We start from the raw sequence: 15,893 nt of genomic DNA on the forward strand, positions 1-15,893 counted from the left end.
CGAGATCTACACTCGCGTATAATCGTCGGCAGCGTCAGATGTGTATAAGAGACAGCCCCACCCCCGCGGAGGCGGCGACCACCGTTTCGCCCATCGGCACCAGAACCCGGAAGGCCGAGCCCTTGCCCACCGCGGAACGCACCTCCACCGGATGATCGAGCAGCCGCGACAGGCGCCGCACGATGGCGAGGCCGAGGCCGAGCCCCTGGTTGCGGTCCCGCTCCGGGTTGCCGACCTGATGGAACTCCTCGAAGATCCGCTCCAGATGGTCGTCGGGAATGCCCATTCCGGTGTCCTGGACGACGATCGACAGGAACCGACCGTCCGGCCGGCACTGCACCCGCACGAGCCCGCTGTCGGTGTAGCGGATGGCGTTCTCGACCAGATTGCGCAGCAGCCGGCCCAGCAGCGTGCGGTCGCTGCGCACCCGCCCGGCGGCGACCTCCACCTGCCAGCCGATGCCCTTGCCTGCGGCGACCGGCGCGTAGGCGGCGCGGATCGGGTCCAGCACCTCCGCCACGTCGAAATCCTCGAACACCGGCGTCACCACCCCGGCGTCGAGGCGCGACACGTCGAGCAGGCTATCCAGCAGCCCCTTCAACGCGTCCAGCCCTTGCTCCAGATGGGTCAGGATCTTGCTGCCCGCGGGGGACCCGACATGGGCCGACAGGGCGGCGGCGAAGAAGAACAGCGATTGGAGCGGTTGGCGCAGATCGTGGCTGGCCGCGGCCAGGAACTTCGACTTGGCGAGGTTGGCGCGCTCCGCCTCGTCGCGGGCGGAACGCAGCTCGGCCTCCATCGCCTTGCGCTCGGTGATGTCCTCGGCGACGGTGATGCGGTAGGCCGGCTCCGTGCCGGTGATCCGGGCGAGCGACGAGGTCACCCGCACCCACACCGCCCCGCCGTCCTTCCGGCGGTAGCGCTTCTCCAGGGCGTAGCTGACCAGTTCGCCGGACAGCAGCCGCTCGATCAGCCGATCCTCCGTCGGCAGGTCCGCCGGGTCGGTGATATCGCGGTAGGTCCGCCGCAGCAACTCCTCGCGCGGGTAGCCGACGATGTCGCAGATCTTGGCGTTGACATCGAGGATGCGGCCATCCAACCCCACCCGCTCGATGCCCACCGCGGCCAGTTCGAAGACCGACCGGAAGCGTTCGTCGCTCTGCCGGCGCGCCGTCTCGGCCCGGCGCAGGTCGGTGACCTCCATCACGACGGCACCGACCGCCGCGACCTCGATCCCCTCATGCACGGGGAACAGGGCGATCAGCCAATGGCGCGTCACGCCCGGTTCCTTGGGCGTCTCCCCCATCACTTCCCGGTAAGGGATCGGCTCGCCGGTGTCGAAGACCCGGTCGATCAGCGGCTCGACGCTGGCCCCGATGACGGGAAGAAGGTCCGCCAGCGTGCGGCCCATATGGGCCTCCGCCAGGATGCCGTTGCTAACGGCCAACTGCTCGTTGATGCGGATGTAGCGGCGCTCGCGGTCGAAGAAGGCGAAGCCGACCGGCGCGTTCTGCAGCAGGCCGTTCAGCTGGGCGAGCAGCGCGCTTTTCTCCCGGTTGGCGGAGGTCAGCGCCGCTTCCCCCCACTTGCGGGCGGTGGTGTCCTGGAAGAAGACAGCCAGCCCGTCGGGCGACGGGAAGGCCCGCACGGCGAACCAGGATTCGAAGGCCGTGCAATACTCCTCGAACTCGACGGGCGTCTGATCCCGCATGGCGCGGCGGTAGTTCTCGCCGAACGCGCTGGCGGCGACCTCCGGGAAGATGTCCCACAAATCCTGGCCGATCAGGTCGCGTCCCCCCGAGATCAACGTCCGGGCGCGCTCGTTGATGAAGGTGATGCGCCAGTTGCGATCCACCTCGAACACGCCGTCGGTGGTGCTGCCCAGAACGGCGGCCATCTTGTGGACCCGCGCGTTGGCCTGCTCCCGGATTTGCTGCTGGCGCGCCAGTTCCTCGGCCATGCCGTCGAAGGCGCGGGCCAGCGTGCCGAGTTCGGACGACTGCTTCGCCACACCGCTGCGCGCCGTCAGGTCGCCGGCCTTCCAGCGCTCCGCCGTCGCGACCAGGGCTGCCACCGGCCGCCGCAGGAACCGGCTGGCACCCCACCAGACGGCGAGCAGCGTCAGCAGCAGCACGGTGGCGATGCCCGTCATCGCCTGAACCATCGCGCCGCGGATCGGTCCCAGCGCCTCGCCCTTGTCGAGGCAGACCACGACGCCGACGCCATCCAGGCTCCGGCCGGTCGGCTGATAGGCGACGATGCGCGGCCGGCCGGCCGGCCCAGTCACCTCGGCGACGCCGGGGGCCTCGCGGGAGAGCAGCGCGATAACGGATGGGGACAGCGTGCCATTCGCATCCGTCTGGTTCGGCCCCGTCTGGCTGGGCAGGGGCGGCACTTGGGCAACCACCCGGTCGCGGCGATCCACCAGCGTGATCCGCGCGCTGTCGGACAGCGGCCGCTTGGACAGAAAATCGGCGATCCAGGAGATGTCGGTCATCGCCGTCACAACGCCAGCGGCCCGGCCCTCCGCGTCTTTGAAGGCCAGCGCGACGGGCATGGCGGAGCGCCCATCCGTCCGGCGGAAGACATGCTCGCCCAGCGTCATCCGGCCGCTGTCCAGCGCATCGCGGAAATAGTCGCGGTCGGCGATGGAAATCCCCAGCGAGGTGCGGTCGGTCGAGCAGCGCACCACCCCGTCCAGCCCGGCGATCACGATGCCGAGATGACCGGGATACGACGCGCGCAGATCGTCCATCAGCGCCTGACAGGCCGGAGAACCGGGCGCGCGCGCCGGGTCAGCCTTCACCAGCGTGCTCAGCACCTGCCGCAGCCCTTCGATCATGCGGTGCTGTTCCGCCTCGAACAGCGCGGCGAGGTGCAGGGCGTCCCGCCCCACCTCGGCCTCCCGCGCGGCGCGCAGGGCCAACTCGTTCTTCACCTCGATGACGGCCGCCGGGATCATCGCCACGAAGACGAGCAGCAACAGACGGTGAAGAAGGCTCATGCAGGACGGCTTTCGGTAAATGATGCCGTAAGACCGTGCGGGATGCGGGATGCTCCCGTCAACGGGCGCTGGTGGGGGTACGGGTGGCCTTCCACACGCCGGAGCGTTCGGCCCCGGCGGCGATGCGGCGGTCGGCGATCTCCGACTCCTCCACCTCAGCGATCCCGGCGTGCTTCAGGGCGCGCAGAAGGACGCTGCGGACGGTCGTTCCCTCCTCCTCCGCGCGGCGGCGGACGGCGCGCTTGACGCTCTGCGGCACCATGGCGGCCAGTTGCACGTCGGGTTCACGCGCCGCGGACGGAGCCTGGTCGGCCTCGTCCGGCATGGCATTGGGCGAAATGGCATGGGCGGGTCGGAAAGGGTGGTTGCGCATCGGTCCTGCCGTACATGGTTCGAACGTACGAAACCCTCTCTGCTTATAGTTAATTTCTTGTTAACCATGATTCCGCCAGCGCTGTCCGGAGGGAGATGATACACCGGAATAGCGGTTGACCTGTACAATCCTGCACCGAACAGTGGCCGGCTGGGCCTCCCGGCGCCGCAGCGCCGGATCACCGCCCCTTTTGTACGGCCAGAGCAGAGGAGCGCCGACGTTGTCAGCACGCCCTTCGAAACGCCGCATCGCCATCATCGGGGCCGGCTTCACCGGCAGCGTCCTCGCCGCGCATCTGATGCGTCGCGCCGATGAGCCGACCAGCCTGCACCTGATCGAACGCACGCCCAGCGTCGGCGCCGGCCTCGCCTACTCCACGCCCAACGCTGCGCATCTGCTGAACGTGCGCGCCTACAACATGAGCGCCTATCCGGATGACCCGCGGCACTTCCTCCGCTGGCTGTGGGCGCAGGATGACGGGGCCGGGGCGGCGCCGCCCAGCGGCCACGCCTTCGTCTCACGCGCCCGCTATGGCGCCTACATCCAGGACGTCCTACGGGAGGCCGTGGCTATGGCCCCGCCCCACGTCTCGCTCACCGTGTCGCAGGCGGAGGCGGTGGACATCGCGTCGGACGCGCGGGGCACCCGGCTGCGGCTGGGCAACGGGACCAGCCTGTCGGTGGACACGGCGGTTCTCTGCGTCGGCAATTTCGCTCCCTCGCCGCCGCCGGTCCCGGCGCCGGAGGTCTACGCCTCCAGCCGCTACGTGGCCTCGCCCTGGGACTGGCCGGCGCTGGGCACGATCGCTTCCGACGCACCCGTTCTGATCCTGGGGACCGGACTGACCATGGTGGACACCGTGCTGTCGCTGGAGGACCAGGGGCACCGCGGCCCGATCGTCGCCCTGTCGCGCCGCGGCCTGCTGCCCCAGACGCACGAGGAGACGCGGCCCTTCAAGAGTTTCATCCACCCGCAGGTGATGCCGCACACCGTGCTGGACGTGCTGATTGCCCTGAAGGCCGACGTCCGCCGCGCGCGGGAGACCGGGTTCGACTGGCGGTCGGCCTTCGACGCGCTGCGGCCCTACCATCACCTGATCTGGAGCCACCTGCCGACCGAGGAGCGGCGGCGCTTCCTGCGCCATGTCCGCCCCTATTGGGAGGTCCATCGCCACCGCATCGCGCCCGAGGTGGCGGCCCGCATCGCCGCCCTCTGCGCCAACGGGCGGCTGACCATCCGCGCCGGCCGCCTTCAGACGCTGAGCCTCGTTCCGAACGGGGTGGAGGCGACCGTCCGCGCCCGCGGGGCAGAGGGAACCGTGTGGACCCGGACGGTGGGGGCCATCGTCAACGCCACCGGCACCGAGTGCGACTTCAACCGGATCGCCCATCCGCTGGTCAAAGCGCTGCTGACGCGCGGTCTGGCGCGGCCCGATCCGCTGCGGCTGGGGCTGGACGTCACCATGGACGGCGCCCTGATCGGCGAAGATGGGCAGGCGTCGGACCGGCTGTTCGCGCTCGGCCCGGTCAGCCGGCCGCCCTTCTGGGAGATGACCGCGGTGCCCGAACTGCGCAGCCAATGCGCCCAGGCCGCCCAGCACATCACCCAGTTGCGGCGATCCGCCTATCCACTGGCGGAGCCGGCGTTTCTCGGCGCGCGGGCGGTGCCCTGACCGGATGGGAGCCCCCCGCTCACCAGGGGGTGCCATCGCGATGCGTGAAGAGATCCGTCACGCTGTCGTAGCGCAGGTCCTCGTCCGGGTAATGCGCTTCGTCCCCCGCGCTGCGGTCGCCGACCTCCAGGTAAGTCGCCGGCTCGTCGGAGCGGTTGACGAGCTGGTGCCCGTTGGGCTTTCCGGCCGGGAAGCCGGCGCACATGCCGGGACGCAGGACCGTCTCTCCGGCGTCGGTGACCAGGGTCAGTTCGCCGTCCAGCACATAGACGAACTCGTCCTGGCGGGTGTGCCAGTGCCGCAGGGCGGAGGCGGCGCCCGGCTCCAGCCGGGTCAGGTTCACGCCGAAGTTGGTGATCCCCAGCGGGTTGCCCAGCCGCTTGCGCAGGCGCCCGGCAACTGCCGCGCGGAACGGCTCCGGATAGTCGGTGGCGCCGAGCTTCGCCCCGACTGCGGCGGGGTCGAGGACTGGGGCAGTGGGCGGTGCGTTGGGCGGCGCGTTGGGCGGGGCTTCGTCTGACAAAGGTGGGTCTCCCTTCACCGGGGAACGATACCGATCTCTGGATTCGGTCGGAGATCGTCACTGTAGGCCATCGGGCACGGACCGACCATCCGGCCTGTTAAGCCACCGGCCGGGCACCTCAGCGGGGCAAGGCCCAACGAAAGGGGGAAAGGCGCATGGAGACGACGCTCTACATTCCACCGCTCGGCCTTGCGGGCCGGTTCGACGCGCCCGCCGATTTCGCGGCGGCGGTAATCTTTGCCCATGGCACCTCCAGCGGACGGATGAGCCCGCGCAACGTCCGCGTCGCCGCACGATTGCGCGAGGCCGGATTCGCCACGCTGCTGATGGACCTGCTGACCGAGGGGGAGAAGGCCGACCCGGCCAACCAATTCGACGTCCACCGCCAATCCGAGCGCCTGCTGCTGGCCGTCCGCCACCTGCGCGCGACCACCGCGGTGGAGCGCAAGCCCATCGGCTTCTTCGGCGCCGGGTCCGGAGCGGCGTCGGCGCTGATCGCGGCCGGGCGCGCCGCAGAGCATGATGGCGTTGGTGCCGTGGTCTGCCGCGGCGGGCGGCCCGATCTGGCGGAGGAATGGCTGAACGCTGTCGCCGCCCCCACCCTGCTGGTGGTCGGCGGCAAGGACGCACCGGCGCTGGACCTCAACAACGATGCCTTCACCCGGCTGCACTGCACCAAGGCACTGGAGGTCGTGCCGGGGGCCGGCAGGCTGTTCGAGGAGACGGGGAAACTGGATCAGGTGGCCGATTCCGCGCGTTCCTGGTTCACCACCCATCTTCTCAAGGCAGCCAACGGCTGAGCGCGGGTCGACAGCGGAAGCGATGCGGGCTACCTCTGGTTTCCCTGCCGCGTCGCAGCACCCGGATCGGACCGCCCATGCCCCAGCTCGAAATCCTCAGCCGCCGCCCTGCCGGACCGGTGAAGCCCGTGCCCCTGCTGTTCGTCCATGGCGCCTTCTGCGGCGGCTGGATCTGGGACGAGCATTTCCTGCCCTGGTTCGCCGAGCAGGGCTGGGAGGCGCACGCCGTGTCCCTGCGCGGCCACGGCGCCAGCGAGGGGCGGGAGCGGCTGAACGGCTTCGGTATCGCCGACTATGTGGATGATGTTCTGAGTGCGGTGGAGGCCTGTTCGGCGCCGCCGGTGCTGATCGGCCATTCCATGGGCGGCATGGTGGTCCAGCGGGCCTTGATCCGCCGCCGCTTCCCGGGGGCGGTCCTGATGGCCTCCGCCCCGCCGCACGGCCTGCTGGAGTCCACGATGCGGCTGGCCTGGAGCGATCCCTACGTGTTCCAGCAGATGGGCATGCTGATGACCTTCTCCAACGGCATCGAAGCGGAGGCGGTGCGCCGCGCCATGTTCTCCGACCGGGTGCCGTTGGAGTTGGCCAAGCGCTACGAGCCTCTGATGCAGGAGGAGTCGCAGCGCGTGCTTTTGGACATCGGCGGTTGGATTCCCTTCCCGCTCCTGCCGGCCCGCGGCGCCCGCGTGGCCGTGCTGGGCGCGGAGGAGGACCGGCTGATCCCCAAGGATCAGGTCGGGGCCACCGCCCGCGCCTTCCGGACGGAGCCGGTGTTCTTCCCGGAGATGGGGCACAGCATGATGCTCGAACCCGGCTGGGAATCGGTCGCCCGCCACGTTGCGGACTGGGTGGAAACGGCCGTTCTGGAGAAACAGGCGTTGGATAAGACGGTGCCGAAGAGGACGGCTCCGGCAGCGGTCACGGACGCGGACACGCGCGCCGCCGCCGACTGACGTCCCGGCGCGCCGCCGTTCACTGCGTGCGCAGGGTCCGCAGGAAGCCGCCGATCTCGCCGTTCAGGGTTTCCGACTGCTGGGCGAGTTGCCGGGACGCCTCCAGCACCGCGTAGGCCATCTTCCCGCACTGGTCGGCGGCGGCGGTGACGCCGGAGATGTCGCGTGCCACCTCGCGGGTGACGTCGGCGGCCTGCTGCACGTTGCGGCTGATCGCCTGGGTCGCTGCCCCCTGCTCCTCCACCGCTGACGCGATGATCGTGGCGATGCCGTTCACCTGCTCGATCACCTGCGCCACGCCGCCGATCTCCGCCACCGCCTCGCCGGTCGCAGACTGGACGCCGGCGACCTGGGCGGCGATCTCCTCGGTGGCACGGGCGGTCTGGCTGGCCAGGCTCTTCACTTCGCCGGCGACCACTGCAAAGCCCTTGCCGGCCTCGCCCGCGCGGGCCGCCTCGATGGTGGCGTTGAGCGCCAGGAGGTTGGTCTGCGCCGCGATGTCGTTGATCAGGCTCACCACGGTGCCGATCCGCCCGACCGCCTCGGCCAGCCCGGTCACCTTGCCGGTCGCCCGCTCCGACGCGATGGCGGCGTCCCGCGCAATGCGCGAGGCGTCGGCGACGCGGCGGCTGATCTCCCCCACCGAACCCGACAGCTGCTCCGTCGCCACCGCGACCGTCTGCACGTTGACCGAGGTCTGTTCCGTCGCCGTCGCCACGGCGCCGGCCAACCGGTCGGTCTGCCCGGCGGCGCGGGTCATCTCCTGGGCCTCGCGCTCCATCTCCTCGGTTTCGAGCGACACCGACTTCATCACCTCGCCAACGCTCCGCTCGAACCGCTCGGCGAGGCCGGCGAGGGTGCGGCGCTTGTCCTCCTCCGAGCGGCGCAGCGTGGCGGCCTGATCGGCCTCCAGACGCTTCTTCTCCTCGGCGTTGCTCAGGAACACGCGGGCGGCGCTGGCCATGGCGCCGATCTCGTCGCGGCGGGTCGCCTCGGGAAAGGCGACGGAAAGATCACCGTCCGCCAGGGCGTGCATGCGGGCGCTGAGGCTGCGGATCGTGGCGCTGAGCCGCACCCCGACCAGCGCAATCAGGCAGACCGCCGGCACCGCCAGAAGACCGGCCACCGCCAGAACGGTCCACAGCGTGCTCAGGAAAGCGCCGCGGATGTCGTCGATGAAGACGCCTGTGCCGATGTAGATCCCCCAGGGCTGGAAGATCTTGATGTAGGACAGCTTCGCCGCCGTCTCCTCGCTGTTCGGGACGACGTTCCAGAAGTATCCGTAGGTCCCCTCCCCCGTTGTCCTGGCGATTCGCGCCATGTCCATCAGGATCGGCGCGCCCTTGGCGTCCTTCACGCCGGAGACGTCCTGCCCCATCAGCTTCGGGCTGGGATGGGCGAAGCCGAAGCCGTCCAGGGTGATCGCGAACAGATACTCCTGCCCGCCGTAGCGCATGCCGAGAAGCGACCGCTTGAAACGGGCCTGGGCCTCTTCCCGCGTGATCTGGCCGGCGGCGGCCTCCGCCTCGTAGGCGGCGGCCATGCTGTGGGCGGCCTCCACCATGAAGCGCAGGGACTGGACGCGGTCCTCGTGCATGCGCTGGTAATTCAGCCAGAGGCCGGCGCCGACGACGGCCGCCGACGCGATGCTCGCCAGAGCCACCAACCCCCAAAGCTTCGAGCGGATGGACACATTATCGAACATGACAACCCTTCCGACAAATGCGCGCTGATGACCGATTGCGCGCCGGCCGTTCGGCCATCGGAATGCTATAAGAAAAATCGTGATTCATTCATTAATAGTTTTACTTGATCAAACCCAAAGACTCAGCGTTGATCATAGACCTTTCGTTGCAGACATTTTGTTTGTTCTGTCAGAAAATTGATGCCCCTTGCGAGGTTTGAAAATTATCACGCCTGGACGTGTTCTGTCGCGGTCAGGCGCCGGGGGCTGATTTCTGGGTCAGGACGAGAAAGACCTTTTCCTCGAGCTGCTCCGGAGTGAAGGGCTTGGCGATATAGGCGCTGACATTATGGGCCAGCGCCCGCTCCACCGCCTTCAGCGTGGCGAGCGCCGTCACCATCAGGAAGGGCAGATCGCGCCGCACCTCGCGCACCCGGCGCAGCACGTCGAGGCCACTGGCCTTCGGCATCATCCAGTCGCAGACAATCAGGTCGTACGTCCCGTCCCCGGCCAGCCGGAGCAGCGCCTCCTGGCCGTCCGCCGCCGTGTCGATGTGGCCGATGCCGAGGTCGCGCAGCACCGATTCGACGAAGTGCCGCGGCCCGTCCTCGTCGTCGACGACCAGAACGCGGATGGCGCCGAGGTCGATGAAGGGCACGCCGATCACCCCCAGCGCCCCGCGCATCCAGGAGGCGCGGGCCGAGCGCTCCTTGCCGCCCGTGGCCCCCAGCAGGAAGGAGCGCACGAAGCGCGGCCGGTGCACCTGCCGGTACAGCGCCTTGGCGACCGCGGCCCGGCTCTTGCCGCGGCAGAAGGCGCCGTCGCCGGCCAGCCGCACCATCTCCAGCACCGTGTCGGGGGTCGGCTCGTCCTTGCCCTGAAGAGAGCTCAACAGGCGCTGGGTGCGGATGAAGGCGTTCTGGATCTCGTCGATCTGCCCGGCCATATGCTCGCGGGCGTCCTCCGCGAAGGCGCTGTCCAGCACGAGCTTCTGCACCTCCGCCAGCCCCTTCAGCTTCTCGGTCTTCTCCTTCCAGCAGTCGAGCAGGCGCCCGGCGAAGTCCCGTCCCTCGAAGAACTGCGTCAGATAACCGTTCACCGCCCGCTCGGCGCTGGGCGACAGGGGCATCTTCTGCAGAACGAACAGGATGCGGAGCTTCTGCATCAGCGTCCGCCCCTTGGTGATCTCGGGAAGCGTGTCCTCGTTGACAAGCAGAGCGCTGCGCCGCTGGAGCGCCGCCTCCGTCCGGGCACCGCCGAAATAGCCCTCCCCCGTGCGCAACCGCTGCGACACCTGGCTCAGCGCCATGATTTCCCGCTGCACCGCCTCCACCCCGAACAAGTCGCCGGCGCTGGTGATGGTGAAGCGGTCGGGCTTCGACAACTCGCGGCGCAGCGCGACGATCAGGCTGTCGCTCAGCACCGGCATGGCCGTGCGGCGCACCAGCGTCTCAAGCCCTTTGAAGACCGGCGGCGCCTCGTCGGGCAGCGGCTTGTCTCCGGCGATCAGCGTCACGATCATGTCCACCCGGTCCACGAAGGGCGCGTCCAGGGAACAGGACGCGGTGCCGGTGTCGCTGCGCAGGATCTCGCCGAGCAGCCGGTCGAGCGGTGCCAGCGCGTCGGCGTCCTCCAGGCCGTCCGCCAGCTCCAGCAGGAGCCGCGCCTTTTCGGCGAAGCTGCGGCCCTGGTACAGATGCGTGGTCAGCGCCGCATCGACCATGAACCGCCCGGTGAAGGCGTCGCGGGACGCGATCAGCCGCTCCGCCGTGGCGGCGTAGGTGGCCGGCGTCAGGTCCGGCGGCTGGGCGTCCTTCAGCCGTTCGCGGGTCAGCCGGGCGACCTCGTTGACCAGGGCGGTCAGCGCGCCCTTGCGGTCCATTGCCCGTTCCGCCTGCTGCAGGATGGCGACGAAGGTCGGGATGTTCGACAGGCTCTGCTGGTGGCGAGGGGAATGCAGAAGCTCGGTCGGGGTCAGCGCGTTCTCGTCGAAGTAGCGCTGGCAATGCCGGCCGATGCTGTCGCGGCCCTGCGGGGTGTAGAAGTCCTCCGGGGTCCGGCAGACGGCGATGTCGCTCCCGCCATCCGTGTCCAGGTCACGACCGCTGTCCCGGCCGTCCGCGATGCTCTGGTCCGATGCCATGCCCTAACCCCGTCTCATTCGGCCAGCAGCCCGCGCACCGCCTCGATCAGGCGGTCCGGGGCCACTGGCTTCATGACGATCCGGCGGCCCGGCTGTGCCGTCATGTCCGCCGCCGTTTCATGGGACGCGTAGCCGGTCAGGAAGAGGATGCGCAGGTCGGGGTTGCGCTCCGCCAGGGCGCGGCTCAACTCCAGCCCGTTCATGCGGGGCATTGACATGTCGGACACCACGGCGTCGAACAGCCCGCCGCATTCGTCCCAGCGCTCCAGCGCGTCCAACCCGTCCACCGCCTCCGTCACCGTGCAGCCGGCCTCCTCCAGCGCCAGCCGGACGTAGGTGCGCACGGAGTCCTCGTCGTCCACCAGCAGGATGGCGGCACCCTCGTCCTCGCCCAGCCCCAGCCCTTCCACCAGCGAACCGGCCTTCACCGGGGCGGGAACGGCGGGCAGATGGATGGAGAAGACGCTGCCGCGCCCGTCCGGCCCGACCTCCATCTCCACAGCGCCGCCGGCCTGCCGGGCGGTGCCGTAGACCATCCACAGGCCGAGGCCGGTGCCCTTGCCGGGCTCCTTCGTGGTGAAGAAGGGCTCCCAGATGCGGTCGCGCACCGCCTCCGGCACGCCGCAGCCCTCGTCGATGACGCGGATCACGGCGTAGCGGCCGTGCGCCAGCGCGCCGTGCCGCCCGAAGAAGCCGGCATCCGGCAGGGCGCTGTCCAGCGCGATGGTCAGCCGCCCGCCGTCGGGCATGGCGTCGCGCGCGTTGAGGGCGAGGTTCAGGATGGCCTGGTTCAGCATCACCGGGTTGGCGACGGCGTGGGCGTCTCCGTCGCCGATGCGGATGTCCAGGTCGATGCCGGCGCTCATCAGCGGCTTCAGGAAGACCTTCAGATCGCGCACCAGCGGCGCCAGCGCCACCACCTCCGTCTCGTCCGACGGACGGCGGCGCGAGAAGTCGAGAAGCTGGGCGGTCAGCGCGGCCGCCCGGTCGGACGCCTTGGCGATCTCCCGCACGCAGGTGGTGACGCGCCCCGGATCGTCCGGCGCCCGCTCGGCCAGCCGGGCGAATCCGCCGATGGCGGTCAGCATGTTGTTGAACTCGTGGGCGATGCCGCCGGCCATGCGGCCCACCGCCTCCATCTTCTGCGACTTCTGAAGCTCCGCCTCGGCGCGGCGGCGCTCGGTCACGTCGTTCAGCACCAGGAGAACCGCCGGCTCCCGCTGGTAGACCGCGGGAAAGGCGCCGATCTCCACATGGCGCTGCTCGCCCGACGGGCGGGCGATCGCGCACTCCACGCGCTGGTGGTCGCCCTCCGCACCCAGCCCCAGGCGCGTCGTCACCGTCTCCGCCTCGACGATGAAGCGGTTGAGGTCCACACCCTCCAGCCCGCCGCTGCCGTCCACCCCCAAGATGGACGCCGCGGCGGCGTTGCCGAAGCGGATGGCCCGGCGGTCCCAGATGACGATGCCGTAGGGGGCCAGCTCGACCAGCTGGCGGTAGCGCTTCTCGCTCTCGCTGAGCGCGCTGACGGTGGCCTCCAGCCGCTCCGTCTGCCCGGCGAGCTGCTCCTCGCGCCGCTTCAGCTCGGTGATGTCCATCAGGATCTTCACGATGCCGCCGGAGCCGGTGGCGTGCTCGCTGATGCGGTACCAGCGCCCATCGGACAGGCGGCCGTCCACCGGATCGGTGTGCAGCAGATGGCGCTTCATCCGCTCGGCGATCCAGTCGGCCATCTCGCGGTCGTCGCCCTCGTACCCGCCGCGCTCGGCGGCGGCGCGCAGGATGTCCTTGAAGGCGGTGCCGGGCACCAGCACATCGGCCAGATTCGGATAGGCGCTGCGGTAACGCTCGTTGCAGAAGATCAGGCGGTCGTCCGGGCTGAACAGCACGAAGCCCTCGGAGATGCTGGACAGCGCGTCGTGCACCACCGACTGCATGAAGCGCGCCTCGACCAGGGCCAGCGTCTCCGCGGTCGTCTCGATGCCGGTGCCGCGGTAGCCGGCGAACCGCCCGTCCGCGTCGGTGAAGGGCTGGGCGCTGATGCGGAAGACGCGGGTGTCGCCCGCCCCGTCGCGCAGCGTGACCTCCAGGTCGCGGAAAGCCCGCCCGGCCTCGATGTCGGCCAGATGGTCCAGCCAGGTGTCGGTGTCCTCAACCAGCGCACCGAGATCGAGCAGCGAATCGCCGAACACCGGCGCCGGATCGCCGCCGAGAAGCGCCGGCAACCGCTCGGACACGTAGGTGTAGCGGTGGTCGGCGGCGCTTTCCCAGAACCAGTCGGACGCCGCCTCGGCGAAATCGCGGAAGCGCTGGCGGCTGGCGGCCAGCTCCTCGTTGGCGGCGCGCAGCAGGCGGGCGGAGCGGTCCAGCGCCGCCGCCGCGGCGCGGGCGCGGCGCACCGACAGCACGGCCAGCGCCGCCATCGCCAACGTCATCACGCCGAGCGGCAGCATCAGCCGGTCGCGTCCCTCCTCCGGCATCATCACGGCCAGCAGGCCGGCGGCGCCGAGCATGAGGAACAGCAGGTCGGTCAGCGCGCCCGCCCCGCGGCGCGGCGCGGGGTCTCCGGCCGGCCGGGCGGCACGGACGTCGAGGTCGGTGTCGGTGGGGGGCAGCCCGCCCCGGCCGGAAAGATCCACGGAGCCCCGCTCCATCGTCATGGGTGTACCGCCGCGCAAGGCGCGCCGTGCATAGACCCGTAATAGGAGGCGAGCCGTTAACAGCGGGTTTCAGTGTTCGCCTTCGTACGATCGGATTCTACCGTGGGCATACGATTTCCACCGCTCAGCGCCGGTTCACCAGAACGAGAATCTTCTCTTCGAGCTGTTCGGGAGAGAAGGGCTTGGCGATGTAGGCGGTGACGTCGTGGGCCATGGCCTCCTCCACCGCGATGATGGTGGCGAGCGCGGTGACCATCAGAAAGGGCATGTCCGGCCGCACCGCGCGGACCAGCTTCAGGAACTCCAGCCCCGACAGGCGCGGCATCTTCCAGTCGCAGACGATGAGGTCGAAGGCGCCCTGCCGCTCCTCGAATCGGGTCAGCGCCTCGCGCCCGTCCTCTGCGATGGTCAACTCGGTGATGCCGAGGTCGCGGAGGATCATTTCGACATAGCCGCGCGCGGCCGGCTCGTCGTCGGCCAGCAGGACGCGCAGCGTGTTCATGGCGCGCATCGGCAGGCCGGCGGCGGCCAGCGTCGCGAAGAACTGCGCGAAGCGGTCGGCCCGCTGCTCCGTCGCGTCCTTGCAGCGGGCGAGGTAGGCGCGCAGGAAGGCGGTGGAGCGGACATGGTGTCCGACCAGCTCGCGCGCCGCCACGACGCATTTCCCCTCGGTGAAGGCACCCTCGGCGAGCAGACTGGCGAATTCCATGACCTCGTCGACGTGGGGCGGACGGTCCTTGGCGATGCGGGCGAAGACCTTGTTGGTGCGCAGGAAGGTGTTCTGGATCTCGTCGAGCATGCGGACGTAGCGCTCGCGCAGGCCGTCCGGCAGGGTGGAGCGCCCCACGCGCCGTTGCAGGTCGGCCAGCGCCTTGATGCGGGCGCGCGGCGTGCGCGCCGTCTCGAACAGGCGCTGGGTGAAGTCACGGGCCTCCAGGTGGCGGCGCAGATGGGCGACGATCATGCGCCGGCTGCGCTCCCCCGACACCGCCCCTTCGAAGGCCAGAAGATCGACGATGCGGGCGTAGTGGCTCTTGGCGTGCAGCACCGCCTCCAGCCGCGCGCCGGAGAGCAGCAGCGCCACCCGCCGGTCGATCAGCTGGGTCGTGCGCTCCCCGCCGATCACCCCGCCCTTCACCGTCAGCCGGGCGGCGAGCAGGCTGATCGCCGACAGCTCGTCCAGCACCGCCGCGACGCTGTTCGCCTCCGCCTTCGTGCCGGACAGCGGCGCGTCCCCGAGCAGCGCATGGTGAACCCCCGCCTCCAGCCCCAGCCGGGCGGCGCGGGCCTGATGGCGGGCGACGAAGGCGGACAGGCGGTGCAGGACCGCCGGGGCGTCGGGGTGGGACGGCGCCTCGCCCCGCCAGACCATCGCCATGGCGTCGAGCACGCCGCGCAGCCCGTCGGCCCAGCCGAACAGCGCCTCGATCACCAGCCCGTTGGCCAGCATTTCCCCGACGATCTGGTCGAGGATGGCGATGCCCTCGCCGGACAGACCGTCCCCATCGAGCGACAGGATTCGCACCAGCCGCAGCTCGTGGTTGCGCCCTTCGCCCAACCAGGCGGACAGCCAGCAATCGATGGTGTGGCGCCCGGCGAAGCCCGGCGTCCGCACCATGGTCTGGGCCACCGTGGCGGCGAACTGCTTGGCGTCGATGGACAGGGCCGCGCCGCTGTGGGCGCGCCGGGCGGTGACGGCCAGCACCTCCTGCTCCAGCCGCTTCAGCTCCTCCAGCCGCATGGCGGGAGACCGGCGACCGGGTCGGGCCTGCCGCTGCGCCACCCGCTCCAGCACCTGGGCGCGGCGCGGCCAGTCGAGGAAGGAGCGCTGCGGCTCCACCTTGTGCAGGAATTCGGTGGGGGTGATGCCGCGCGCCTCCAGGAACTCCGCCAGCTCCTCCGCGATGAGGAACCGCGCGGCGGGGGTGAAGACCTCCTCGACCCGGACGCAGACGGCGGACTCCGGCGCCTCCTCCGGCGCGTCGCCGCTCAACTCGCCGAGGAGCGCGTCGACATCGTAGACCCCGATGGGGATGCCGTCGGTCGGGAGCGAGGAAGGCGGCGGAACGGCGCTCATCGTT

The 15,893-nt window shown here is 70.1% G+C and carries 10 protein-coding genes; 3 read left to right on the forward strand and 7 right to left on the reverse strand.

The window, feature by feature from the left end:
- Positions 1-34: 34 nt before the first annotated feature.
- The gene (locus Q4I23_RS12875; RefSeq protein WP_498526481.1) at positions 35-3,004 is read right to left on the reverse strand and encodes a PAS domain-containing protein; all 2,970 of its coding nucleotides are present in this window, start codon (positions 3,002-3,004) and stop codon (positions 35-37) included.
- A 58-nt stretch (positions 3,005-3,062) separates the two neighbouring features.
- Positions 3,063-3,377, reverse strand: a complete 315-nt coding sequence (locus tag Q4I23_RS12880) for a hypothetical protein (protein WP_454018244.1) — start codon at positions 3,375-3,377, stop codon at positions 3,063-3,065.
- Between the two features lie 220 nt (positions 3,378-3,597).
- Between Q4I23_RS12880 and Q4I23_RS12885 the strand changes: the two genes are divergently transcribed.
- Positions 3,598-5,049, forward strand: a complete 1,452-nt coding sequence (locus Q4I23_RS12885) for an FAD/NAD(P)-binding protein (RefSeq protein ID WP_498526482.1) — start codon at positions 3,598-3,600, stop codon at positions 5,047-5,049.
- Positions 5,050-5,068: 19 nt separating this feature from the next.
- Here Q4I23_RS12885 and Q4I23_RS12890 read toward each other — a convergent pair whose 3' ends face one another.
- On the reverse strand, positions 5,069-5,572 hold the full coding sequence (locus Q4I23_RS12890; RefSeq protein WP_454018242.1) for a cupin domain-containing protein: 504 nt from the start codon (positions 5,570-5,572) through the stop codon (positions 5,069-5,071).
- A 155-nt stretch (positions 5,573-5,727) separates the two neighbouring features.
- On the opposite strand from Q4I23_RS12890, the gene Q4I23_RS12895 reads away from it, so the two are divergent.
- The gene (locus Q4I23_RS12895) at positions 5,728-6,372 is read left to right on the forward strand and encodes a dienelactone hydrolase family protein (protein WP_454018241.1); all 645 of its coding nucleotides are present in this window, start codon (positions 5,728-5,730) and stop codon (positions 6,370-6,372) included.
- 77 nt (positions 6,373-6,449) lie between these two features.
- Positions 6,450-7,325 (forward strand): alpha/beta hydrolase, encoded by an 876-nt coding sequence (locus Q4I23_RS12900; protein ID WP_498526483.1) that lies wholly within the window; start codon positions 6,450-6,452, stop codon positions 7,323-7,325.
- A 19-nt stretch (positions 7,326-7,344) separates the two neighbouring features.
- Here Q4I23_RS12900 and Q4I23_RS12905 read toward each other — a convergent pair whose 3' ends face one another.
- From Q4I23_RS12905 to Q4I23_RS12920, 4 genes are all read right to left on the reverse strand, one after another.
- Positions 7,345-9,030 (reverse strand): methyl-accepting chemotaxis protein, encoded by a 1,686-nt coding sequence (locus tag Q4I23_RS12905; RefSeq protein WP_498526484.1) that lies wholly within the window; start codon positions 9,028-9,030, stop codon positions 7,345-7,347.
- A 232-nt stretch (positions 9,031-9,262) separates the two neighbouring features.
- Positions 9,263-11,152, reverse strand: a complete 1,890-nt coding sequence (locus tag Q4I23_RS12910; protein WP_454018238.1) for a response regulator — start codon at positions 11,150-11,152, stop codon at positions 9,263-9,265.
- 14 nt (positions 11,153-11,166) lie between these two features.
- Entirely contained in the window at positions 11,167-13,791 is a 2,625-nt protein-coding gene (locus Q4I23_RS12915; protein WP_498526485.1) for a hybrid sensor histidine kinase/response regulator, read from the reverse strand.
- Positions 13,792-13,936: 145 nt separating this feature from the next.
- Entirely contained in the window at positions 13,937-15,889 is a 1,953-nt protein-coding gene (locus Q4I23_RS12920; RefSeq protein WP_498526486.1) for a response regulator, read from the reverse strand.
- Positions 15,890-15,893: the final 4 nt, after the last annotated feature.

Source organism: Azospirillum sp. UFLA03-27, from assembly GCF_059803775.1.